24 protein-coding genes are annotated in these 23,995 nt (G+C 63.8%); 14 read left to right on the top strand and 10 right to left on the bottom strand.

The annotated features are described in order from the left end of the window. Window positions 1-5: 5 nt before the first annotated feature. From FJ423_RS24930 to FJ423_RS24895, 8 genes are all read right to left on the bottom strand, one after another. Window positions 6-1,019, bottom strand: coding sequence for a type II secretion system F family protein (locus FJ423_RS24930; protein WP_095765926.1), 1,014 nt, complete (start codon window positions 1,017-1,019; stop codon window positions 6-8). 155 nt (window positions 1,020-1,174) lie between these two features. Further along, window positions 1,175-2,671: a CpaF family protein gene (locus FJ423_RS24925; RefSeq protein ID WP_140845673.1), complete on the bottom strand. Its 1,497-nt coding sequence runs from the start codon at window positions 2,669-2,671 to the stop codon at window positions 1,175-1,177. Between the two features lie 31 nt (window positions 2,672-2,702). Further along, complete coding sequence (locus FJ423_RS24920) at window positions 2,703-3,992, bottom strand: CpaE family protein (RefSeq protein WP_140845672.1); 1,290 nt, start codon at window positions 3,990-3,992, stop codon at window positions 2,703-2,705. Between the two features lie 39 nt (window positions 3,993-4,031). Further along, complete coding sequence (locus tag FJ423_RS24915) at window positions 4,032-4,763, bottom strand: CpaD family pilus assembly protein (protein WP_140845671.1); 732 nt, start codon at window positions 4,761-4,763, stop codon at window positions 4,032-4,034. Window positions 4,764-4,777: 14 nt separating this feature from the next. Beyond that, a complete protein-coding gene (locus FJ423_RS24910; RefSeq protein WP_140845670.1) occupies window positions 4,778-6,313 on the bottom strand; it encodes a type II and III secretion system protein family protein in 1,536 nt (511 codons plus the stop codon). Next, window positions 6,310-7,122 carry a Flp pilus assembly protein CpaB gene (cpaB, locus tag FJ423_RS24905; RefSeq protein ID WP_140845669.1) on the bottom strand — a complete coding sequence of 271 codons (813 nt, stop codon included), beginning with the start codon at window positions 7,120-7,122 and terminating at the stop codon, window positions 6,310-6,312. Before cpaB ends, FJ423_RS24910 begins: the two co-directional genes overlap by 4 nt. Window positions 7,123-7,367: 245 nt before the next feature. Further along, window positions 7,368-7,886, bottom strand: coding sequence for a prepilin peptidase (locus FJ423_RS24900; RefSeq protein ID WP_140845668.1), 519 nt, complete (start codon window positions 7,884-7,886; stop codon window positions 7,368-7,370). A 157-nt stretch (window positions 7,887-8,043) separates the two neighbouring features. After that, entirely contained in the window at window positions 8,044-8,223 is a 180-nt protein-coding gene (locus FJ423_RS24895) for a Flp family type IVb pilin (protein ID WP_095765933.1), read from the bottom strand. A gap of 346 nt (window positions 8,224-8,569) precedes the next feature. Here FJ423_RS24895 and FJ423_RS24890 point away from each other — a divergent pair, with 346 nt between their 5' ends. From FJ423_RS24890 to FJ423_RS24880, 3 genes are all read left to right on the top strand, one after another. Further along, a complete protein-coding gene (locus FJ423_RS24890; protein ID WP_140687731.1) occupies window positions 8,570-8,992 on the top strand; it encodes a pilus assembly protein N-terminal domain-containing protein in 423 nt (140 codons plus the stop codon). Between the two features lie 170 nt (window positions 8,993-9,162). Next, window positions 9,163-9,726, top strand: coding sequence for a TadE/TadG family type IV pilus assembly protein (locus tag FJ423_RS24885; RefSeq protein ID WP_246680292.1), 564 nt, complete (start codon window positions 9,163-9,165; stop codon window positions 9,724-9,726). A 39-nt stretch (window positions 9,727-9,765) separates the two neighbouring features. Next, a complete protein-coding gene (locus FJ423_RS24880) occupies window positions 9,766-10,383 on the top strand; it encodes a TadE/TadG family type IV pilus assembly protein (protein ID WP_140845666.1) in 618 nt (205 codons plus the stop codon). Window positions 10,384-10,386: 3 nt separating this feature from the next. On the opposite strand, the gene FJ423_RS24875 is transcribed toward FJ423_RS24880, so the two are convergent. Continuing rightward, complete coding sequence (locus FJ423_RS24875; RefSeq protein WP_140845665.1) at window positions 10,387-11,325, bottom strand: PhnD/SsuA/transferrin family substrate-binding protein; 939 nt, start codon at window positions 11,323-11,325, stop codon at window positions 10,387-10,389. 132 nt (window positions 11,326-11,457) lie between these two features. Here FJ423_RS24875 and FJ423_RS24870 point away from each other — a divergent pair, with 132 nt between their 5' ends. The 11 genes from FJ423_RS24870 to FJ423_RS24820 all read left to right on the top strand — a co-directional run bounded on the left by FJ423_RS24870 (window position 11,458) and on the right by FJ423_RS24820 (window position 22,928). Beyond that, window positions 11,458-12,696, top strand: coding sequence for a phosphopentomutase (locus FJ423_RS24870; protein WP_140845664.1), 1,239 nt, complete (start codon window positions 11,458-11,460; stop codon window positions 12,694-12,696). Next, a complete protein-coding gene (mutM, locus tag FJ423_RS24865; protein ID WP_140845663.1) occupies window positions 12,689-13,579 on the top strand; it encodes a bifunctional DNA-formamidopyrimidine glycosylase/DNA-(apurinic or apyrimidinic site) lyase in 891 nt (296 codons plus the stop codon). Before FJ423_RS24870 ends, mutM begins: the two co-directional genes overlap by 8 nt. 46 nt (window positions 13,580-13,625) lie before the next feature. Next, on the top strand, window positions 13,626-14,399 hold the full coding sequence (locus FJ423_RS24860; RefSeq protein WP_140845662.1) for an enoyl-CoA hydratase: 774 nt from the start codon (window positions 13,626-13,628) through the stop codon (window positions 14,397-14,399). 195 nt (window positions 14,400-14,594) lie between these two features. Then, entirely contained in the window at window positions 14,595-14,861 is a 267-nt protein-coding gene (gene rpsT / locus FJ423_RS24855) for a 30S ribosomal protein S20 (RefSeq protein WP_095765940.1), read from the top strand. An 843-nt stretch (window positions 14,862-15,704) separates the two neighbouring features. Then, a complete protein-coding gene (dnaA, locus tag FJ423_RS24850; RefSeq protein WP_095765941.1) occupies window positions 15,705-17,252 on the top strand; it encodes a chromosomal replication initiator protein DnaA in 1,548 nt (515 codons plus the stop codon). 199 nt (window positions 17,253-17,451) lie between these two features. Beyond that, entirely contained in the window at window positions 17,452-18,570 is a 1,119-nt protein-coding gene (dnaN, locus tag FJ423_RS24845; protein WP_140845661.1) for a DNA polymerase III subunit beta, read from the top strand. Between the two features lie 196 nt (window positions 18,571-18,766). Continuing rightward, window positions 18,767-19,927: a DNA replication/repair protein RecF gene (gene recF / locus FJ423_RS24840; protein ID WP_140845660.1), complete on the top strand. Its 1,161-nt coding sequence runs from the start codon at window positions 18,767-18,769 to the stop codon at window positions 19,925-19,927. Window positions 19,928-20,019: 92 nt separating this feature from the next. Beyond that, window positions 20,020-20,775: a molybdopterin-synthase adenylyltransferase MoeB gene (locus FJ423_RS24835; protein WP_140845659.1), complete on the top strand. Its 756-nt coding sequence runs from the start codon at window positions 20,020-20,022 to the stop codon at window positions 20,773-20,775. A 4-nt stretch (window positions 20,776-20,779) separates the two neighbouring features. Then, complete coding sequence (locus tag FJ423_RS24830) at window positions 20,780-21,268, top strand: GNAT family N-acetyltransferase (protein ID WP_140845658.1); 489 nt, start codon at window positions 20,780-20,782, stop codon at window positions 21,266-21,268. Then, window positions 21,265-22,518 (top strand): aconitase X catalytic domain-containing protein, encoded by a 1,254-nt coding sequence (locus FJ423_RS24825; RefSeq protein WP_140845657.1) that lies wholly within the window; start codon window positions 21,265-21,267, stop codon window positions 22,516-22,518. Before FJ423_RS24830 ends, FJ423_RS24825 begins: the two co-directional genes overlap by 4 nt. Then, the gene (locus FJ423_RS24820) at window positions 22,515-22,928 is read left to right on the top strand and encodes a DUF126 domain-containing protein (protein ID WP_140845656.1); all 414 of its coding nucleotides are present in this window, start codon (window positions 22,515-22,517) and stop codon (window positions 22,926-22,928) included. Before FJ423_RS24825 ends, FJ423_RS24820 begins: the two co-directional genes overlap by 4 nt. A 6-nt stretch (window positions 22,929-22,934) precedes the next feature. Here FJ423_RS24820 and FJ423_RS24815 read toward each other — a convergent pair whose 3' ends face one another. Further along, a complete protein-coding gene (locus tag FJ423_RS24815; protein ID WP_140546041.1) occupies window positions 22,935-23,936 on the bottom strand; it encodes a D-glycerate dehydrogenase in 1,002 nt (333 codons plus the stop codon). Window positions 23,937-23,995: the final 59 nt, after the last annotated feature.

The following is a 23,995-nucleotide window of genomic DNA, read 5'->3' as shown; positions in this document are numbered from 1 at the left end:
CGCCCCTACACTTCGAAGTTCATCATCTTGCGCATCACCAGGATGCCGATCGACATCCACACACCCGAGCAGCCGAGGATCAGGTTGCCGACGTTGGTGGTGAACAGCGGCATGATGTAGTTCGGGCTCGACAGATAGACGAGGAAGGCGACGACGAAGGGCAAGGCGCCGATGATGACGGCCGATGCCTTGGCTTCCATCGACAGCGCCTGGACCTTGGCCTTCATCTTCTTGCGGTCGCGCAGGACGCGCGAAAGGTTGCCCAGCGCCTCGGACAGGTTGCCGCCGGCCTGCGACTGAATCTGGATGACGATGCCGAAGAAGCCGGCTTCGCTGCACGGCATCGTCTCGGGCATGCGCATGGCGGCGTCGGGCACCGACATGCCCATCTGCTGGGAATCGACAATGCGGCGGAACTCGGACCGGACCGGTTCGGGCGATTCGTTGGCGATCAGGCGGATCGCATCGTTGAGCGGCAGGCCGGACTTGACCGCGCGCACGATGATGTCGAGCGCGTTCGGAAATTCTTCCAGGAAGGCCTTGGTGCGACGTGTGCGGCGAAACGACACGAACCAGCGCGGCAGGCCGAGGCCGCCCACCAGCAGGGCACCGGGCAGCGCCCATAGAGGCGCGCCGAGGAAAAAGAGAACGGCCGTCAGGATGATCCCGCAGACAGCGGAATAGATATAGAAACGCTCGATCGGAACCTGCATGCCGGCTTGGCGGATCTGAACCTTCAGCGGCGGTTTCTTGACGTTGCGATCATTGGCCTTCTGCTTCTCGTCGAGCTGCTTCAGCGTGTCCTGAACATTTTTTCGCCGCTTGACCGCCTCCGCGGCGCGGTCGCGCGTCGCTTTCACCACCGACCGGTCCGTCTCGGCTGTCTTGATGGTCTGAAGCCGTTTGCCGGCCTGCTTCTCGTTGTCGATGCGCGTGAACAGGAAAGCATAGGCCACCGCGCCGGCGCTGAAGCCGGCAAGCACGATGAAAGCCAGTACGGTGGTGTCAATTCCGAACATCGACCGGGGTCCCTAGGGCATTTCGCCGTTCCAAGGAAACGGCGAACCGTCCTGTCTCTTTGCCTTGACGCAATTGCGGACGGAAAGTTACGGCGAAGTCACCGAACCCGACCGCATCACACCTTTCCTGGAATTGCTTCCAACCTCCAGATGCATCAGTCAGCGCGTTTCTCCATCGCCTCGAGCGCATTGGCGAGGCGCTGCTCCTCGCCATAGTAGCGGGCGCGGTCCCAGAAATGCGGGCGGCCGATTCCTGTCGACACATGCTCGCCGACCAGCCGGCCGCCGGCGTCTTCACCCTTGATGTTGTAGAGCACAAGATCCTGGGTGATGATGACATCGCCTTCCATGCCGACCACCTCGGTGATGTGGGTGATGCGGCGTGAGCCATCGCGCAGGCGAGCCGCCTGGATGATCACGTCGATCGAGCCGACGACGATCTCACGCACCGTCCGCTGCGGCAGGGAATAGCCGCCCATGGCGATCATCGATTCGATACGATTGAGGCATTCGCGCGGGCTGTTCGAGTGGATCGTCCCCATCGAGCCGTCGTGACCGGTATTCATCGCCTGCAGCAGGTCGAACACCTCCGGTCCGCGCACTTCGCCGACGATGATCCGCTCCGGCCGCATGCGCAGGCAGTTCTTGACCAGGTCGCGCATGGTCACCTCACCTTCGCCCTCCAGATTGGGCGGCCGGGTTTCGAGACGGACCACATGCGGCTGCTGCAGCTGCAGTTCCGCCGAATCCTCACAGGTGATGACGCGCTCCTCGCGGTCGATATAGTTGGTCAGACAGTTGAGCAGCGTCGTCTTGCCGGAGCCCGTGCCGCCCGAGATGACGATGTTGCAGCGGACGCGGCCTATGATCTTGAGGATTTCCGCGCCTTGCGGCGAGATGGCGCCGAACTTGACCAGCTGGTCCAGCGTCAGCTTGTCCTTCTTGAACTTGCGGATGGTGAGTGCGGTGCCGTCGATCGACAGCGGCGGCGCAATGACGTTGACGCGCGAGCCGTCGGGCAGGCGTGCGTCGCAGATCGGGCTCGATTCGTCGACGCGGCGGCCGACCTGGCTGACGATGCGCTGGCAGATGTTGAGCAGCTGCTGGTTGTCGCGGAAACGGACGCCGGTCTGTTCGACCTTGCCATTGACTTCGATGTAGACGTTCTTGGAGCCGTTGACCATGATGTCGGCTATGTCGTCGCGGGCAAGCAACGGCTCCAGCGGTCCATAGCCCAGAACGTCGTTGCAGATGTCCTCGAGCAGCTCTTCCTGCTCGGAAATCGACATCGCGAAGTTCTTGATCGCGATGATGTCGTTTACGATGTCGCGGATTTCTTCGCGCGCGCTTTCGGGATCGAGCTTGGCGAGCTGCGACAGGTCGATCGTGTCGATGAGTGCCGAAAACACCTGGCTTTTGGTGTCGTAATAGGTCTCGGAGCGCTCGCGCGGGACCCTTCTTGGCGGCTCCGGCGCCATAGGCGGCGCCTCGACGGGCCGGCGCGCCGGCGGCGTGGCCGGCGTGCCGGACGGCGGCGCGACCGGTCGTTCGGCCGTCATCGTCCCGGTTGGAGCGGCGGCGGGAGCGGATGCCGGCGGACGGAATTCGGGCGTTGCCCGGCCGCCGTCGTCTTTGCCTCTTTTACCAAACATGATCGACTACCCGATGCCGCTCAAATCAGCGTCACTTCTTGTTGCGCGAGAGCTTGCCGAGGATCGAGCCCAGGCCTGCTTTCTTCCTTGTCTTGATTTCGCTGCGTCCGGTCAGCACATGCGCTATTTCATTGATGGTGGTCACGACCGGGCTTTTGGCGTCCATCTCGGAGAGCATGCGGCCGTTGTTGGCGGCATTGCCGAACAGCAGCGGTTCGAAGTTGATCACCGCCATCGGCGTGATGCCGAGCGGTTCGGCGAAATCGGACGCCGCGATCTCGGGCCGTTTCGGCACGCCTGCCTGGTTGATGATCAGCTTCGGCGGCGGATCGTTCGGACGCAGCCGCTTCAGCATGTCCACCATGTTCTTGGTGTTGCGAAGATTTGCGAGCTCTGGCGTGGCCGTGATGACGATCTCGTCCGCCTTGATCAGCGTGCTCTTGGTCCACCCGCTCCAGACGTGCGGGACATCGAGGACAAGCAGAGGCGCGCTGCGCTGCGCTGTCTCTATGATCTGCGCGAAGGCCTCGGACTCGAAATCGTAGACGCGCTCGAGCGTGGAGGGAGCCGCGAGCAACGACAGATGCTCGGCGCATTGCGCAAGCAGACGGTCGAGATAGACCTCGTCGACCCGCTCCGGTGAAAACACCGCCTCGGCGATGCCTTGCGCCGGATCCTGATCGAAATTGATGTTGGCGGTGCCGAAGGCGAGATCAAGATCGGCGATGACGACCTCGGACTTGAACAGGGAAGACATCGCCCAAGCGACATTGTGAGCGATGGTCGAGGAGCCGACGCCGCCCTTGGCGCCGATGAACGCGATCGAGCGGCCGATCGGCTCCGAATCCGGATCGACGAAGATCGACGACACGACACTGACGATGTCTGTCATCGAGACCGGCGCGATGACATATTCGGAAATGCCCGAACGGATCAGCTCGCGGTAGAGCCCGACATCGTTGTAGTGGCCGATAACCACCACCTTGGAGGATGGATCACAATATTCCGAGAGGTGGCCGAGCTGTTCGAGCAGCTGCTGCGGTTCGCTGCGCGATTCCAGCAGGATCAGGTTCGGTGTCGGCGCGGACTGGTAGAACTCGATCGCGGTCGGGATGCCGCCCATATGAACCTTGAGATGGGCCTTGGCCATCCGGCGATCCTCGCCGGCGCGCTCGACGGGGTTCGCGACCCCCTCGGTCTCGCAGAAGGCCTGGATTGAAATGCGCGGCACGGGGCGCAGCGCCTGCATGGCGGCGATGTCCTGCTGCGAAAGGTCGCCGGTTTCCGCGGGCGTGTCGTAGGCAAGATTGGTCATCGTCATGCTCTTTCCGTGACTGCTTTCTTCGTCGTCCGGCGCAGCTCAGTAAGTTACTTCCGAATTGGCGAGGAACTCGTCCGAGATGCCCCTGCTCCGATAGATATCGATCACCGCGCCGCGATTTTCGGCGTCGATGTCGGACTGTTTGCGCGGCCCGATCAGATCGTTGGGATTGGCGATTTGAGCCGCGAGGTTGTTCTGATAGGAGCAGCCGAAATCGGCGTAGTGCTTGTTCTCCGACGTCTCCAGCATGTCGTCGGGCCAACGCCCGCATTTGTCGGTCTGGGCCCGCACCGCGACGAAGGCGACGCGCACCGGCGCTGACGCCTCCGGCACCGCCGACTGATAGGATGTCATGACGATACGGTTGCGCTTGACGCCTGCTGCCATGGCGAGCCTGGCAAAATCGCGACCGGCGGCACGGGCGGCAAGCTCATTGGCGGACCCGGCCGGCATCGCGATCGTCAGCGCCGGCGCGGCGCTCTTGTCGTAGCGGTCGAGAAAACCGAGCAGCGTATCGCGCTGCGCACCGGTCATGCCGCGATCACCGGCGCCGACCGGCAGGTCGATCTTCTGGTTCTTCTCGGCAATGACGATCGGATGGGTCGTGCGGTAGTCGTCCGGGATCGACCCGACGGTTACGCTGTCGCGGTTGGCGCAACCTGCGAGCGACGCGGCAAGCATGACCGCCAATGCCGGGACCACCTGCCGACGGATCCTTGCGATACCGGATGCTGTCCGGACCGTCATGACCTTCGATGCTGACTTGGACATATCCGCATTCCCACTCATTTGTAGATGAAGCCTACGACGCCGTGGTAGCGGCCGGCCGGCCTGTCGGTCTGCATGGTGCCGTAGACGCGGTTGACGCGGCCGAGGAACATGCCGGCGCCGTCGCTTGCCGCATTGAAGTTGTCGTCCGGCTTGGCCAGATCGTTGCGCGCCACCGGCCGCGTCAGATAGGGCGTGATGATGATGATGAGCTCGCTCTCGTTGCGCACAAAATCGCGGCTGCGGAACAGCGTGCCGAGGACAGGGATCTTGCCCAAGCCAGGGAACTGGCTGATAGCCTGGCGAACATCGTCGCGGACAAGGCCTGCGATCATCATCGAGCCGCCCGAAGGGAGCTCGACAGTGGTGTCGGCGAGACGCTTGCGAATAGAGAGAATGTTCGCGGCGGGAACGTTCTTTGAGCCGGTCGAAAATGCGGCGGAGCCTTCGGTCGTCGGCTCGGAAACCGCCGTCCGGACCTTCAGGCTGATGCGACCGGCGGACAGGACGACCGGCTGAAATTCCAGTCCGATGCCGTAATCGACCTTGTCGAGCTGGTAGGTCAGCTTCGCAGGAATGCCTTTGGTGATGTCAGGATCGGTAATGGCCTGGCTGGAGACAATATTGTACTCGCCGCCAACCTTGAATGTGGCTTTCTCGCCCGAAACTGCCGTCAGAGTCGGCTCGGCTAGCGTCTTCATCACCCCCGACTGTTCCATGGCGTTGACATAGGCCTGCAGCGACGACGAGCCGATGTTAAATCCCGAATTGCTGAGGGGCTTGCCGAGCCCCATCGGGTTGTCGCCTGTCGACATCCAGCTGATGCCGTTGCTCTCGCCGCTGCCGAACATGTTGACGCCGAGCTGCTTCATCACCGAGCGGCTGACTTCGGCGACGGTCACCTTGAGCGTCACCTGGTCGTCGCCGATGATCTGCAAGAGGTTGACGATCTTGGAGGTCCGGCGCTCCTGGTCGGGATTGTTGATGTCGACGCCGCCATTGACCGAGCCGCCGGCGGCGGTCTGCGAATATTGGCCCGTCGTCGCTTCACCGCCGGACACGAAGATGGTGGCCAGGTCAACGGCACGCTTGGAATCGAGCGGCGTGTCGACCGTGCCCGTCAGCACGACGTTGTCATTGAGAAGCTCGACCTTGATCTGCGAGGACGGGATGAAGCGCTTGAGATAGTCTTCCAGTCCTGCGACGTCACGCTCGACGGCCAGATCCAGGCTGACGATCTGCTCGCCATTGGGGCCGAAGACGAAGATGTTGGTCTCGCCGACCGTCTTGCCGAACAGGTAGATGCGCCGCGCGGTGCGCGTCACGGCATCGGCAACCGCCGGATTGGCGACGAGGATATCATAGGCGTCGCTCGGCAAGTCGATGACCACGGATTTGTTGAGGCCGAGCTTGACGCGCTGCGTGGCAACGGAAGCCGACACGCCGGCTCCCGCGGCTTTGGCTTCGACCAGCCCCGGGGCGCCGGTGCCGAGCACGAAAAAACCGATCGCCGCGGCGGCCAGGAAGGGCAGCAGTTTACCGTTCAGCCTCATTTCCTTGCTCCCACCTCGGAAACCTCGCCGGACTTGATCAGCCGCACGGTTCCGCGTCGGCCGTTGCCGTTGACCAGATAGTCGGCCTCGCCCGTATTCTTTTCATGGATGTCGGTGATCGGGCGCAGCGCCAGCGTCAGGCGGTCGGCCATCTGCTGCGCCACCGTGATGATCTCCGCCTGCTGCGGCGTCAGCTCCAGCGTCGCGGTCTGGCCGACCCTGGTCTTCTTACCTTCCTCGTCTTCCTGGATGGTCTGGTCGATGGCCAGCACGCGGATGTTCTTGAGAATCGTCTCGGTGTTGAAGCCGCTGCCGCCGTTGCCGGTGTCGGCGCGGCGGGTCATGATGACGTCGACGAAGTCGTTGGGCAGGATGAAGCCGCCGGCGGACGTGTCGGCCGATATCGCGGTGGCGACGGCGCGCATGCCGGAAGGCAGGATCGACGACATGAAGCTCTGCCCCTCGCCGACCAGCTTGGAGCGCCGCAACGGCTCGCCGGTATACATGGCTACGCGGGCGACCGAGCCCTTGAGCTTTTCGATCGCGTCAGGCTCGGCGGCGCGCGTGATGAAATTGGCGTTGACGCCATCGGCCGGCCATTGTTCCCAGCCGATGTTGGTGCCGAGCTGGCTTCCCATCGGCACGTCCCCGGAAAGCACCAGCACATCCTGCAGTGCGATCGCCGGCTGCTTGGGCGCATCGACGACGACCTGAGGCGGCGGTGCCACGACCATGTTCTTCGCCACATAGCCCGCGCCACCCGCCGCGATCGCAGCCACGCCCAGAATAATCAATCGGGATGCTGGCATTCGTCCGAAACCCTTCGCCTCAAGGCAAACCACCTCGCCAGGCCGGACTTTGCAGCTGCAATCGTCAAAACAAGGTTAATGCAATACTTACGATCGTGATTAATTTAAGGTTTACTCAAATTAGATGAAACGGCCTGCCGTTAACAAAAAAGAGGCGGCCTGGCCGCCTCCGATCTGACAGAAGGCGGTCAAGCCACCGGGGACCGCCGACATCGATGGTGTCGTCGACATCGACGTAACCAGGCCTATGCCGTGACCCTCTGCAGTGCCCACACCATCAGCGGTGAATCCGGGAAGGTGATCAGCCCACCGGCGCCAAGCGCGATGCCATATGGGATGCCAACATTCTCGTCCGCGAAATGGCGCAGAAATCGGCTGTGACCGGTGTACGTGACGAGCGGCGATTTCCGGTAGGCAAGGATTGCGAGGGTAAGCAGGCCGCCGATGAAAGCCGACGTCACCAGATAGCCGACCAGGTTGATGTTGAGGCCCATCCACAGAGCGGTCGCGGCCAGAAGCTTGGCGTCGCCGCCGCCCATGCCGCCGAGCGCAAAAAGGCCGAAGGTCGTGGCAAGCACAAGGGCGCCGGCGGCGAAATGCCAGCCATAGGTTGCCCAGTCCATACCGGCGAGCGGCGCAACAAGGGCGAATGTCGCCACCAACAGCACGGGAACGCGGTTGGCGATCGTCATCGACAGCGTGTCCGAGATCGCAGCAAACAGCATGCAGAAAGGAAAAACGACGAAGATCACGGCTTCAAGCATGGATGCGGCCTGCCTGTGGCATGTTTCAGCGTCATCCTAGGCGCGCTGGATTAACGATCGATGAGGCCGGACGATCAAATCGGCCGACTGCATAAAAAAGGGCCGCCAGCCGGCGGCCCTTTTTCTTTCTGTCGAAAAGGCGCGATACGCAGCCTTATTACGGAGCAGTGGCGCCGTTGAGGGTGGCGGCGATGTTGGCGAACTTGGCGTTCAGCGCGCCGCCGAGCTGGGTAGCACCAACCATGATGGCAAGCGCGATGAGAGCGGCGATCAGACCGTATTCGATGGCGGTCGCGCCGGATTCGTCCTTCACGAAACGTGCGATGAGATTAGACATTCGAGAGCTCCTACTCCACGTGTTACAGCACTACCGTCAACTTCTCTTCCGGGTTGATCGGATGGCGCAAATCTAGGGAGAAGCCGTTTCGATCGGCTTAATAAACAGCCTTACCGATTCCTTTCCGGTGACGAACGCACTGTGTGGTTAACCGTGGCCTAAACGTCGTCAGGCGGCCCGGATCCCCGGAAACCGGCGCTTGTGCAATAATCCTAAAACAGTAAGCACCGTCGACGCATGACGCACCAGGCGAGCCCGTCTTTAATCATGGCGGGCCCGGCTTAACCGTTGGTTCACCAATCTCGTTCATGTTCCGTTGAAGAATCTGCCTGCCGGGAGCGCTTCAATGACGTTGTCGAGATCGCTGTTTCCAGTCGCCGCGCTGCTGGCAACTGCTGCCTTGGTCATGCCGGCCAGGGCCGGCGCCGGTATAGAAGTCACCATGAACCAGGCCAAGATCGTCAAGTTGTCACGCGGGGCCGATACGGTCGTCATCGGCAATCCGGCAATCGCCGACGCCTCCGTGCAGGACGCCTCGACCATCGTTCTCACCGGCAAGGGCTTCGGTGTCACCAATCTGGTCGTGCTCGATTCGGAAGGCAGCCCGATCATCGACGAACAGGTGACCGTCGTGCGACAAGCCGCCTCCTCGGTGCGCATCTACCGACGCGCCGAAGTCCAGACCATGTCCTGCACGCCCTATTGCGAGAGCGCATTCAAGAGCGAGGCCGAGAAAACTTCCGAAGCCGAAATGAGCGCCGGGCACTGAGCCCTGCAAGGGCAAACCTACGGGCATTAAAGACGGCTTAAAGCTTGCCCGACGAATTTAACGATCATCAAAACCGGAACTCAATGGGTTATCGCTAACCTTGCCGCCGGTACCGCAAAGGGGATCGGCAGGAACGCAATATGAGCAAGGATGCCACATCCGGCAACGGCATGGACAACAGCGCGCGCGCCAGATCGCGCCCTGGCTTCTTCAGCGACAGGCGCGGCAGCACGGCGATGGAATTCGCGATGCTGGCCATCCCGTTCGCGCTTCTCGTCTTCGCCATCCTCGAGAGCTGCATTTCGTTCGCCGGCCAGGAAGTGATGGCCAACGTCACCGACGATGTCGCCCGCCAGCTGCGGACCGGGCAGTTGCAGAAGACGAACGTCACAGAAGCCTCCATCAAGCAGCTGATCTGCAGCAGGCTTGAGATCATGGTGGCCAAGGACTGCCCGGGATTGCTGGTCGATTTGCGCGAATATCCGAGTTTCGCCGACGCCGCCACGGCGGGCTTCAAGATCGTGGATGGCGACATCGTGCTGGTGCAAGGCACCAACTCGATGAATTTCACGGTGTCGCCCGGACTGGCGGAGTCCATCAACATGCTGCGGGTGTTCTACAAATGGCCGGTGATGACCGATTTCCTGGCCAAGTCGATGGCAAATCTGAAGGACAGCAAAACGCTGCATTTCGCGTCGGTGACCTGGCAGAACGAACCATTCGACGACAATTGAGACTGCTCGACGGCTGAAGCCGCGGCGTGGAGGACGATAATGCATAGTGCGGGGGCACTCCGGGGGATTTCGGCGAAGGTCAAGCGGTTTTGCCGCGATCGCCGCGGCGTCGCGGCGATCGAGTTCGCGTTCATCGTGCCGGTGCTCCTGATCATGTATTTCATCACGATGGAGGCCTCGCAGGCCATCGAGACCGGCAAGAAGGTCAGCCGCATCGGCAGCATGGTCGCGGACCTCGTCACGCAGCAGCAGGCCGTCTTGAAGACTAACCTCGATGCAATGATGAAGATCGGCGTATCGACGCTTCGGCCCTACAATCGCTCAGATCCGACGATCATCATCACCGGCATACAGATATCCGACGAGGCGTCGCCGACAGTGAAGGTGGCGTGGTCGCGCAAGCTGGTGGGCAACACCTACAGCGTCGATGCCAATCCCGGCGACACCACGACCGTCCCCTCGACGCTGAAGATCCGCAACACTTTCCTAGTCCGCGTGGAAAGCGACCTCGGCTATGTGCCCGTCATCGCCTGGAGCGAGAACAACAACCAGCAGAAGGCGCTTGGATTGTTGTCGACCTTCAGCCACATAAACATGAGCGAGACCTATTATCTCCGGCCTCGCCGGAGCCCAACGATCCCCTGCAGCGATTGCTGACTGTCAGTCCCGGCCGTCGGATGCGTGCCGCACAATGGCCGTGGCCATAGCGTAATCCTTGGACGCCGCCGGCACAAAGCCACCGGAATGCGCCGCCTCCAGCAGGTCGTATATGTCGGGCGTCTGGGATCTGAGATTGGTCAGGAAGACCGTCAGCCGGCGCTTTGCCTCGGGATCGAGATCGTTGCGGACGGCGTGCGGGCCGTAGCGCAAGAGGCCCGAGGTCCACAACACCCGAAGCGACGCCCCGGGGATGCCGGCAGCCTCAAGTCGAGCGACGGTGCCCTCGGAACGGGTGGATCGGCCGTCGGCATCGGCCGGTTCCCAGCCGAACAAGGCGTCCGCCTCGCCGCCGGCGAGCATCGTCTCGGCCGCGGTGGCCGAAGCGGCGAGCGCCAGGAAGGGCGAATCCCGCGTGATGTTGACGCCTTCGGCCGGCAGCGCCGCCAGCGGCAGCAGCGCGCCGCCGACATTTTCGGCCGGCGCTATCGCGATCCGGTGCGAAACCATGGCGGCAAGGTCCGCAAGCCTGCCATCGCGCGTCACCAGGACGGAACGGATGCCGACGGCGCCGTCCGCATCGACCGGCGCCACCAGAGGCTCGACGCAGCCGCAGCGCTCCGAGGCCGTGGCATAGGCGAGAGCGGAATAGATCGCATAGTGCACGCGCCCGCTCGCCTGCGCCTCGATCAGCGCCGCATAGTCGCGCGCAACGACGAACTCGACCTTCATGCCGAGCGCATTGGCATAGGCGTCGGTCAGGCGCGCGAGCCCCGGGACGGTGTTGCCGCCGCCCGGTTCGGCGACGATGCCGATGCGGAATGTGCCGATGTCGTCACGCCAGTCGGCGCGTGCCGGCGAGGAGGCGGCGCCTAAGACCGCGAGAGCGGCCGCGCACATCTTCACGGCCTGCCTTGCCGCGATTTTGCCGCGCCTTGCCATACCTGCTTCGCTCCCGCCGCATCCGCGCCTCGCCGCAACTATGGCGCCAAGCCGTTGCGGTTTGGTTTCCGATTTGCCAACGCTGCCGGGGAACCTTATGTCTGGCGATCAAGGCTGACAACAAAGATACCCATGGCGCGCGCGTTCCTGTTCGTTCTCGATTCTTTCGGCATCGGCGGCGCGGCCGACGCCGAACGCTATGGAGATGCCGGCGCCGACACGTTCGGACATATTTTTCAGGCTTGCGCCGATGGTCGTGCCGATCGGCAAGGTTTGCGCAAAGGGCCGCTCGCCGTGCCCAACATGATGGCGCTCGGACTTGGCCGGGCGGCGCAAACCGCGACGGGACTGAAAACCGGTATCGACGCGCCGCTGGTCGCCTCGGCCTTTCATGGAGCCGCCCAGGAAGTGTCGAGCGGCAAGGATACGCCCTCCGGCCACTGGGAGATCGCCGGCCTGCCGGTGCGTTTCGACTGGGGCTATTTCCCCGATACGGTGCCCGCCTTTCCGACCGAACTGACCGACGCCATCATCCGCGAGGGCAAGCTGCCGGGTATCCTCGGCAACTGCCATGCACCCGGAACCGAGATCATCGAGCGGCTCGGCGAAGAGCATATCCGCACCGGCAAGCCGATCTGCTACACGTCGATCGATTCCGTGCTTCAGATCGCCGCGCATGAGACGCATTTCGGCCTGGAGCGGCTTTATGAGCTTTGCCTCACGGTGCGTCGGCTGGTCGAGCCGCTCAAGATCGGGCGGGTGATCGCTCGGCCATTCGTGGGCGAGACGCCGGCCACGTTCCAGCGCACCCACAATCGCCGCGACTATGCGGTGCCGCCGCCGGAGCCCACCCTGCTCGACCGGCAGACCGGGCGCGGCAACAAGGTCATCGCCGTCGGCAAGATCGGCGACATCTTCGCTCATCGCGGCATTTCGGAAGTGCGCAAGGCCGGTGGTAACATGGCGATGTTCGACAAGGCGCTCGGCGCGATGGACGATGCCGGCGACGGCGACTTGGTCTTTGCCAATTTTGTCGATTTCGATACCGAGTTCGGTCACCGGCGCGACGTCGCCGGCTATGCCGGAGCGCTCGAAGCGTTCGACCGCCGGCTGCCGGAGGCCCTGTCGCGGATAAGGCCTGGCGACCTGCTCATCCTCACGGCCGATCATGGCAACGATCCGACATGGCGCGGCACCGACCATACGCGCGAACGCATTCCGGTGATCGGTATCGGGCCGGGACTGACGGGCGGCGACATCGGGCTCAGGCCGACCTTCGCCGATATCGGCGAGACCGTCGCGGACCACCTCGGCCTGGCTGCCGGTCGCCACGGAACATCGTTCCTTGCGATGATAGGCGGCCATGCCTGAGCTGCCCGAAGTCGAGACCGTCCGGCGCGGGCTGCAGCCGGTCCTGGAAGGGTCGCGGCTCGTCAACGTCGAGGCGCGCAGGCCCGACCTTCGCTTTCCTTTCCCCGAACGCTTTTCGGAACGGCTTGCCGGCAAGACCGTGACGGCGCTTGGCCGGCGCGCCAAATACCTGACGATGCATATCGAAAACGGTCCGGTTCTCATCTGCCATCTCGGCATGTCGGGGTCGTTCCGGATCGAAGCCGCGGAAAGCAGCGACGTCCCCGGCGCCTTCCACCACGAGCGCCCGAAAAGCGCGGCGCATGACCATGTCGTGTTCGACGTCGTCTCTCCGAGGGACGAGCGCTCCCGCGTCATCTTCAACGACCCGCGCCGCTTCGGCTTCATGCTGTTTGCCGAAGGAGCGCCGGACACGCATCCAATGCTGGCGGGGCTCGGCATCGAGCCAACTGGCAACGCGCTCGACGGTCCCCTGCTTGCCTCGCTGTTGAAGGGTCGCAGATCGCCGCTCAAGGCAGCGCTGCTCGACCAGCGGCTGATCGCCGGACTCGGCAATATATATGTGGCGGAGGCCTTGTGGCGCGCCGGCTTATCGCCGCTGCGTGAAGCCGGCACCATCGCCGGGCCGGCCAAGAAGGCGAAAGAGCAAAGCGCTCGCCTTGCCGAGGCGATCCGCTCGGTCATCGCCGATGCGATCGCCGCCGGCGGCTCCTCGCTGCGCGACTATGTCCAGGCCGACGGATCGCTCGGCTATTTCCAGCATTCCTTCGCGGTCTACGATCGCGAGGGGGAGCCATGCCCGAAGCCGGGCTGCCGCGGCCACATCGAGCGCATCGTGCAAAGCGGCCGCTCGACCTTCCATTGCCGGACCTGTCAGCGGTAAGCTAGGAACGTATCGATCGTCCCACTGCCGCGGAAGGAAGCGAACCATGGCCTATGAAACCGTTATCGTGGAAACACGCGGCAAGGTCGGGCTGATCACGCTGAATCGGCCCAAGGCGCTCAATGCGCTGAATTCGCAGGTCCTTGCGGAGGTCGTGGCGGCGGCGCGCGCGTTCGATGCCGATCCCGAGATCGGCGCGATGGTGCTTACAGGCTCGGAGAAGGCGTTTGCCGCCGGCGCCGACATCAAGGAAATGCAGGCGATGTCCTTCGCCGACGCCTACACGCAGGACTTCTTCGTCGGCTGGGAGGAATTCACGCGCACGCGCAAGCCCATCATCGCGGCGGTCGCGGGCTATGCGCTCGGCGGCGGCTGCGAATTGGCGATGATGTGCGACTTCATCATCGCCGGCGACAACGCCAAGTTCGGCCAGCCCGAGATCACGCTCGGCGTCATGCCGGGCATGGGCGGCTCGCAGCGGCTGACCCGATTCGTCGGCAAGTCGAAGGCGATGGACATGTGCCTGACCGGGCGGATGATGGACGCTGCCGAAGCCGAGCGCAGCGGACTGGTATCGCGGGTGGTGCCGGTCGCCGAGCTCGCCGAGGAGGCGCTGAAGGCGGCGGCCAAGATCGCCGAGTTCTCGCTGCCGTCGGTCATGATGACCAAGGAGGCCATCAACCGCGCCTACGAGACGACGCTCGCCGAAGGGCTGCGCTTCGAGCGCCGCCTGTTCCACTCGCTGTTCGCGCTCGACGACCAGAAGGAAGGCATGGCCGCGTTCGTGGAGAAGCGGAAGCCGAATTTCACCAACCGCTAGAGCATGATGCCGAATGACTGAAGGCGGGTCACGACGTGACGCGCTTTCAGTCTCCAAAAAGACCGCCAAGCGGCGTTGACGCGCCGGAAAAGCTGAACTATAAGCCGCACCAACCGAGGCGGCCCGTGGCTGCCCGTTTGTTTTTTGCGCCCTGCGGCACCCCGCTGGCGCCCACCAGATCGGAAGAGAGGCATCATGGCCAACACGTCTTCGGCCAAAAAGGCAACGCGCAAGATCGCCCGCCGCGCGGCGATCAACAAGAACCGTCGCTCGCGTGTCCGCACCTATGTGCGCCAGGTCGAAGAGGCGCTGGCCGCCGGCGACAAGGCCGCGGCGGTGGCAGCCTTCAAGGCGGCGGAGCCGGAATTGATGCGCGCCGCCACCAAGGGCGTCGTTCACAAGAACACGGCTTCCCGCAAGGTTTCGCGGCTGGCCCAGCGGGTCAAGACGCTGTCGGCCTGACCGACTTAATCCTTACTCCATCGATGTTGAACCCGGTCGCATAGACCGGGTTTTTTTCGTTTGCCGGCAAGTACTTAAAAAAATTGCTCGTGAGCAACGCTCGCGACGTGATTCCAACGCCAGTAATGTTTTGCCGGCATATTCAACGCCGCTGACAACGGAACGCCCTCCCCGCGGCAACTGCCTAAATTTGTCTGGCAAAAAATCCGCAGTTTTTTCAGAGGCTTACAGCCGGTCGTCCACAGCTTGTTCAGCTCAAGGTCGAGCGGCGGGGGAGAAGTAGCTGTCAAGACAATTATTTCAGAATATTTCGTTTCGGGCGGCCTTTTTCATATTCGCCGGAAAAGGGTTTGAATCACAATGGCTTTGTCAAAACGTGCCGGCGCAGCACCCGATTTCAAGCCCGGTCCGGTAACCAGATTCGTTAAAAAACCGTTAGATGTGGCCTTGCCCTATCCACAGCGATTTCGGTAATGTCCATCCATCGAAGGGACGGGCTCTAGCCCCTGACCCAGCCTGAATCGGCCAGCACAAAATGGCGGAATTCATGACGTGGAGCAATTCCGCGTACGGCTTGGTTTGTCTCTTTGGTGCGGGTAGGGGACTGGCGTAATTGTACATGGCAGTCGATGTCTCGCCGGCGTTTTCGCCGGAGGGTGGGGTATTGACTTGTTTTTGTCGGAGGCCGGCGTGCGGAGCCGGCAGCTGGTCCCTTGCGCGAGTTGCGACGATCGTTGCCGGCGGCGGCAATGACATCGCGGCTGAATGAGGGTCGCCGGACCAAGGATGCAGGAGGCGCATCCCCGGCGGAAAAGGGTACGAGAAGACAAAGGGACTTTGATCATGCAGAGCGGCATTGAAAGGGAGATAGCGGGCGAGCTCCCATTTCCAGCAACTTTTGTCGGAGGGGGCGACGTGGCGGTATCCAGCGACGCGGAACAGAAGTTCGAACGGGTCAAGGCCCAGCTGAAGGCGCGTCTTGGAGCCGAGGTCTATTCGAGCTGGTTCGGTCGCATGAAGGTCGCCGAGGCTTCCCGCGGCGTTGTTCGCATCTCGGTGCCTACAGCCTTCCTGCGGTCCTGGATCAACGGCCATTATCTCGAGCTTATCGCGGAGCTGTGGCGGCATGAGGATGCGGACGTCCTCAAGATCGAGATCGTCGTGCGCACCGCGACGCGCCAGGGGCGCAACCCTGTCGAGCCCGAGATCGCGCCGGCGCGCAAGATGACCAAGCAGACGCATACGGCGCTTGCCAATGGCACCGCGAGCGCCGGGCGTGTGGAGCAACGGGCGCCGGCGCCCCGCCAGGGCGTGTCAGCGGAACCGGAGTTCCGCCACAATGTGCTGGGGTCGCCGCTTGACCCGCGTTACACGTTCTCCTCCTTCATCGAAGGACCGTCGAACAGGGTGGCCTTCGCCGCGGCCAGGGCGGTGGCGGAATCGCAGTCGAGCGCGGTACGTTTCAACCCGCTTTTCCTGCACGCGACCGTCGGGCTCGGCAAGACGCACCTCCTGCAAGCGATCGCCGCGGAATCGCTGCGGCAAAACCCGAAGTCGCGCGTCGTCTACCTGACGGCGGAATATTTCATGTGGCGCTTCGCCACCGCGATCCGCGACAACAACGCGCTGACGCTGAAGGAGCAGCTGCGCGATATCGATCTCTTGATCATCGACGACATGCAGTTCCTGCAGGGCAAGTCGATCCAGCACGAATTCTGCCATCTCATCAACATGCTGCTCGACAGCGCCAAGCAGGTGGTGGTCGCGGCCGACCGGCCGCCCTCGGAACTGGAATCGCTGGAGCCGCGCGTGCGTTCGCGCCTCAATGGCGGCGTGGCGCTGGAGATGTCGGCGCCGGATTTCGCCATGCGGCTCGGCATGCTGAAACTGCGCCGCGCCAGCACCAAGACCGATGACACCTCGCTGGATATCTCGGACGAGATCCTGGAGCATGTCGCGCGCACGGTGACCGGCAGCGGGCGCGAGCTCGAAGGCGCCTTCAACCAGCTTCTGTTCCGCCAGTCCTTCGAGCCGCAGATCACCATCGACCGCATCGACGAGATCCTCGGCCACATCTACCGCTCCGGCGAGCCGAAGCGGGTGCGCATCGAGGACATCCAGCGCATCGTGGCGCGCCACTACAACGTGTCGAAGACCGAGCTTCTGTCCAATCGGCGCACGCGCACGATCGTCAAGCCGCGGCAAGTGGCGATGTATCTGTCGAAAGTGATGACACCGCGCTCATTGCCGGAGATCGGGCGGCGGTTCGGCGGCCGCGACCACACGACCGTGCTGCATGCCGTGCGCAAGATCGAGGACCTTTCGGGCGGGGACAATACGCTGGCGCAGGAACTCGAACTGCTCAGAAGGCTGATCAACGACCAGGCCTGAGGGGCGCAGAAATAGCCGGCGGCACGCTTCGCCGGCTTTATCCCCAGAAAGCCCGCGCCGCCGGCCGGAACCGGTGCCGCGGGCTTGCGTTTGCAGGCTTTTTACTGTCAGCTTACACAGATTCTGAAAGCCTTTCAGAGCTTTCACGGGATGCCGCCTGCCGGTGACCTGTTCATTCTTGAAGCGAGCCTGTTTCGTCATGCGTGTTATCCTGGAACGGTCAAATCTCTTGAAGTCCCTCAACCACGTCCACCGCGTGGTCGAGCGGCGCAACACCATACCGATCCTGTCCAACGTGCTGCTCAGCGCCGAGGGCGCCAGCCTCGAGATGAAGGCGACCGACCTCGACCTCGAAGTGACGGAGGCGACGCCCGCCAAGGTCGAGCGCGGCGGCGCGACGACGGTGCCGGCGCATCTGCTCTACGACATCGTGCGCAAGCTTTCCGACGGCGCGGAGGTGATGCTGAAGACGGACGAGGACGGCAATGCGATGACCGTCACCTCCGGCCGTTCGAGCTTCCGCCTGCAGTGCCTGCCGCAATCCGACTTCCCGGAGCTTTCTGCCGGTTCGTTCTCGCATATCTTCCGGCTGGAATCGGCGGCGCTCAAAGGGCTGATTGACAAGACGCAATTCGCCATCTCCACCGAAGAGACGCGCTATTATCTCAACGGCATCTTCCTGCACACGCATGAGGTGGGCGGCAAATTGAAGCTGCGCTCGGTGGCGACCGACGGGCATCGCCTGGCGCGGGCCGAGATCGATGCGCCGGCAGGCTCCGAAGGCATGCCCGGGATCATCATTCCGCGCAAGACGGTGAGCGAGCTGCAGAAGCTTGTCGACGATCCCGACGTGGCAGTGACCACGGAGCTGTCGGAAACCAAGATCCGCTTCACCATCGGCAGCGTCGTTTTGACCTCGAAGCTGATCGACGGCACCTTCCCCGACTATCAGCGCGTCATTCCGACAGGCAACGACAAGAAGCTGATCATCGACCGGCAGAGCTTCGCCGCGGCGGTAGACCGCGTTTCGACCATTTCCTCCGAACGCGGCCGGGCGGTGAAGCTTTCGATCAATGACGGCCAGGTGACGCTCGCGGTCAACAATCCGGATTCGGGCAGCGCCACCGAGGAACTGGCGGCCGACTACTCGTCGGACCCGATCGAGATCGGCTTCAACGCCAAATATCTCCTCGACGTCGCGGCCCAGCTCACCGGCACGGAGGCGAAATTCATGCTGGCCGATGCCGGCTCGCCGACGCTGATCCACGACATGGCCGACGAGACCGCGCTCTACGTGCTGATGCCGATGCGGGTCTAGGCTCAGTCTCTTGACGCAATTCCGGACGGAAAACCGCTGTGCACTTTTCCTGGAATTGCGTTTTTGTCGTTCGCAATTCCGGACGGAAAACCGCTGTGCACCTTTCCTGGAATTGCGCTTTTGTCTTTCGCAATTCCGGACGGAAAACCGCTGTGCACTTTTCCTGGAATTGCTCTGACGGACCTGATGTGTCGCCGTGAACTCGGATGCGAAACAGCTTCGGCAGCAAAGCTACGTAAGTAAGCTTATACTTACTAATTTCCGCAATTACGCGACGCTGTCGCTCGAGCTCGCGCCCGGCGCTGTGGTGCTGTCGGGCGACAATGGCGCCGGCAAGACCAATCTCCTGGAAGCGATCTCGTTGCTGACCCCGGGCCGCGGCCTGCGCCGCGCGCCCTATGGCGATGTGGCGCGCGAAGGCGGCGATGGCGGCTTCGCCTTGCATGCGCGCATCGAGGGGCCGGAAGGCCAGGTCGAGATCGGCACCGGAATTTCCGGCGGAGACGCCGCCGGCGAAGGCGGCAGGAAGATACGGATCAACGGCGCGCCGGCGCGGTCGGCCGAGGATATGCTGGAATGGCTGCGGGTCGTGTGGCTGACGCCGGCGATGGACGGGCTGTTTCCAGGGCCGGCGGCGGACCGTCGCCGTTTCCTTGACCGGCTGGTGCTGGCGATCGACCCTGGCCATGGCCAGCGCGCGCTCGACTATGAGAAAGCCATGCGCGGCCGTAACCGATTGCTTACCGACGGCTCCCGCGACGGCGCCTGGTTCGACGCGATCGAGACGCAGATGGCCGAGACCGGGGTGGCGATCGCCGCGGCGCGGGCCGAGCTGGTAAGGCTGCTTGCCGCCATGATCGACAGATTGCCGGGCAGCGGACCGTTTCCGCAGGCTGACATCAGCCTTGCCGGCGACCTGGAGAGCGAGGTCGCCGTCGCACCGGCCGTCGATGTCGAGGAGCGCTTCCGCCGCGCGCTTGCCAATGGCCGCGAGCGCGATCGCGCCGCCGGCCGCACGCTGGACGGTCCGCATCGTTCCGATCTCGTGGTGCGGCACCGGCCGAAGTCGATGCCGGCCGAGCTTTGTTCGACCGGCGAGCAGAAGGCGCTGCTGGTCGGCATCGTGCTGTCGCATGCCAGGCTGACCGGCGAGATGTCGGGCCTGACGCCGATCCTTCTGCTGGACGAGATTGCCGCGCATCTCGACGCGGGCCGGCGCGCGGCGCTGTTCGCCATCCTGGAAGAGCTGAACTGCCAGGCCTTCATGACCGGCACCGATGCCGCCTTGTTCTCCAGCCTTGCCGGCCGGGCGCAGTTCCTGACCGTCGATCACGGCAACGTCGAGCCGACCGGCTGACCTTTTGAAGCGAGTTCTGCACTTGCGCATACGCGCCAAGGCCGCGCCTTGCGCTTACTGACAAGGCCTCGCCACGGCGATATGGTCCAGCCATGACCAATGCTGCGCTGACCGACGAAGAGCTCGAACGCTATGCCCGCCACATCGTGCTGCCGGAGATCGGCGGGCCGGGCCAGCAGAAGCTGAAACGGGCACGGGTGCTGGTGATCGGTGCCGGCGGGCTCGGCGCGCCGGTGCTCGAATATCTTGCCGCCGCCGGCGTCGGCACACTCGGCATCGTCGATGACGACACCGTCTCCTTGTCCAACCTGCAACGGCAGGTGATCCATGGCAGCGACAGGGTCGGCATGGCCAAGACCGACAGCGCACGGGAAGCGATCATGCGCATCAACCCCAACGTCACAGTGGAATCGCATCGCCTGAGGTTGACGGAGGAGAATGCCCCTGCCCTCGTCGCCGGCTACGATATCATCGTCGACGGCTCCGATAATTTCGAAACGCGCTACGCGGTCGCCGATGCCTGCGCGGGCGAGAAGAAACCCCTCGTCACGGCGGCCGTCGGGCGCTTCGACGGCTCGGTGACGGTGCTGAAGCCGTTCGAGGCTGGCGCCGACGGCAAGCGCAATCCCAGCTACCGCGACCTGTTTCCGGAAGCCCCGCCCGAAGGGCTGGTGCCGTCCTGCGCCGTCGCCGGCATCGTCGGCGCGCTGACGGGCGTCATCGGCACGCTGGAGGCGATGGAAGCGATCAAGCTGATTACCGGCATAGGCGAGCCGCTGATAGGCCGGCTGCTGCTCTATGACGGGCTCACGGCCCGCTTCGACACCGTCCGCTACAAGGCCGTCTGAGCGCATGGACCAGAACGTCGGCATCTCCATAACCGGCCTTCCAGCGGATTTCGATCGGTGGGACGACCTGCTCGCGCTGATCCGGCGCGCCTTCGCCTATATGGACGGGGTGATCGATCCGCCGTCATCGGCCCATCTTTTAACCGCCGAGGCGCTTGCCGCGAAGGCGAAGCGGGAGACGGGGTTTCTGGCCGTCGAGAACGGCCGCATCGTCGGCTGCGTCTTCGCTCTGGAACGGTCGCGGGATTTCTATGTCGGCAAGCTGGCGGTCGAGCCACGGCTGCAGGGCCAAGGGGTCGGAACCCGGCTGATGCGGGCGGTGGAGGATCTTGCCCGCGAGCGCGGCATGGACGCGATCGAGCTGCAGACCCGTATCGAACTGACCGCAAACCATGCAGCCTTCGCCCGGCTCGGCTTCCGCGAGACCGAGCGCACGGCGCATGCGGGCTATGACAGGCCGACCTCCATCACCATGCGCAAGGTGCTGTCTTGAGCCTGGTCCTCAGCCCGGAAGAACGGGCGATCGCCGCCGGCCGGGACGGCGCGGGCATGGCGATGCGCATCGTCGCCGAAAGCGCTCGCCTGCTCGGCGCGCCTCGGCTGATCCCGATCGCCTCCACGCATATCGATGGCGCTCTGTATCACGGCGATTCCGGCACGCTGTTCGCTGAAAAACTGGTCGAAGGCGGTGCGAAGGTCGCGGTGCGCTCGACGCTCAATGTCGGGGCGCTCGACCTGATGGGTTGCTCGCGCATCCGCCTCGAGGAGCCGCAGCGCGGCATGGCGCGGCGGATGATGGAGGCCTATCGCAAGCTGGGCTGCGAGCAGAGCTGGACCTGCGCCCCCTACCAGGCCGGACACAGGCCCGCGCTCGGCAGCGACGTCGCCTGGGGGGAGTCCAACGCGGTCGTCTTCTGCAATTCGGTGCTGGGCGCGCGCACCAACCGCTATGGCGATTTCCTGGACATTGCCTGCGCCATCACTGCCAGAGCGCCTGACTACGGCCTGCATCGGACGGAGAACCGCCGCGCGCGGCTCGTTTTCGATGTCTCGGGCCTGTCGCCGTCCTTCCTTGCCTCGGAGATCGCCTGGCCGGTGTTGGGCAGCCTCTATGGCCGCGAGGTAGGCAACGCCATCGCCGTCGTCAGAGGTGTGACGGCTCATCCCGGCGAAGACGCGCTGAAAGCCTTCGGCGCGGCGGCCGCATCATCCGGCGCGGTCGGCCTGTTCCACATTGCCGGCGTGACGCCCGAGGCTCCAGACGCCGAAGCCATTCTGGCCGGGCCGGAGCCGGAAGCGGTGATCCGCGTGACGCCCGACATGGTGGCGACGGCCCGCGCGGGCCTGTCGACCGCGGCCGCGACCAAGACCATCGATGCGGTGGCGATCGGCAGCCCGCATCTGTCGCACGCGGAGTTCGACTACCTGGAGCGGCTGATCGCCGGACGGCGGCTCGCGGTGCCGATCTACGCCTGCACCGGTCGCCATGCGCTTGCCCTGCTGGAGCAGAACGGCCGGCGGAAGCGGCTCGAAGCCAGCGGCGTCGTTGTCGTCGCCGACACCTGCGTGGTGGTGACGCCGATCATGCCGGTCCTTGCCGGCGGCGTTTTGATGACCAATTCGGGCAAGTTCGCGCATTACGCGCCGGGCAACACCGGCTATGCGGTGCTCTACGCCTCGCTCGCCGACTGCGTCGAAAGCGCGGTCCTCGGCAAGCCGGTCTTCACGGATATCGCGGCATGAGCGCGAGGGCCGAAATCCTGGTGCCGGGCAAGGCGGGCGAAGGCGACGCGCTGGTGCTGACGGCGCCGATCAGCTTCTGGGGCGGCGTCGACCCCAGGACCGGGCGTATCGCCGACGTTCGCCACCCGCAACATTGCGAAGTCATCGCCGGCCGGGTTCTGTTCCTGCCTGGCACGATCGGCTCGTCATCCGCTTCAGCGGTGCTGATGGAGCTCGTCCACAACGGCCGCGCGCCGGCCGCCCTGGTGCTGCACGAGCCGGACGCCATCCTGCTGCTCGGCCTGATCGTAGCCCGTGAGATGGGCTGGGAAACGCCGATGGCGGTGAGGCTCGAACGCGGCGCGTTCGACAATTACCGCGGAGCCGCCGTCACGGTCGCTTCGGACGGCGCAGTGAGCGCCGCCGTCTAAAGCTTTTCAGGTCCTGAGCGGCAGGACACGATCCGGCGGACGGTGGCCATCGAAGAAGGCGCGGATGTTGATGATCACCTTCTCGCCCATGTCGATGCGGCCCTCGAGCGTGGCCGAGCCCATATGCGGCAACAGCACCACCTTGCCCTTGGCGGCGAGCTTCAACAGCTTGCTGTTCAGCGCCGGCTCATGCTCGTAGACGTCGAGGCCGGCGCCGGCGATCTTGCCGTCATGGATGAGCTTGATCAGCGATTCCTCGTCGATGATATCGCCGCGCGCGGTGTTGACGAGGTAGGCCGAAGGCTGCATCAGCGCGAGCCGACGGCCGGACAAAAGGTGGAACGTCGCCGGCGTCGACGGGCAATTGACCGAGATGATGTCCATGCGGGCCAGCATCTGGTCGAGGCTTTCCCAGTAGGTCGCCTCCAGTTCCTCCTCGACCGCCGGCAGCACGCGGTGCCGATTGTGGTAGTGGATCGACAGGCCGAAGGCCTTGGCCCGCCTGGCGACCGCCGTGCCGATGCGGCCCATGCCGACGATGCCGAGACGTTTGCCCCAGATGCGCCGGCCGAGCATCCAGGTCGGCGACCAGCCGGCCCATTTCTTGTCACCCGTCAGCACATTGGCGCCTTCGGCGAGCCTGCGCGGCACGGCGAGCATCAGCGCCATGGTCATGTCGGCGGTGTCTTCGGTGAGCACGTTCGGCGTGTTGGTGACGGTGATGCCTTTCTTGGCGGCCGCCGCGACATCGATCTTGTCGACGCCGTTGCCGAAATTCGCGATCAGCTTGAGGTTCTCGCCGGCCTGGGCGATCAGCGCGGCGTCGATATGGTCGGTGATGGTGGGGACCAGCACATCGGCTTCCTTGACCGCCGCGACCAGCTCCGGCTGCGTCATCGGCCGGTCCTCGACATTCAGCCTTGCGTCGAACAGCTCGCGCATGCGCGTTTCGACCGGATCGGGCAGCTTGCGCGTGATGACGACGAGGGGCCGTTTTTTGCCTGCCATTTTATCCCCGAAGCTTCTTCGATCAGGATGACGTTTCGTCGAATCGTCATCCTGATCCT

Origin of the sequence: Mesorhizobium sp. B2-8-9 (assembly GCF_006439475.1) — a bacterium.
Lineage (GTDB): Bacteria > Pseudomonadota > Alphaproteobacteria > Rhizobiales > Rhizobiaceae > Mesorhizobium.
The sequence above is the reverse complement of the archived record's forward strand: the minus strand, read 5'-3'. Positions and strand labels throughout refer to the sequence as shown.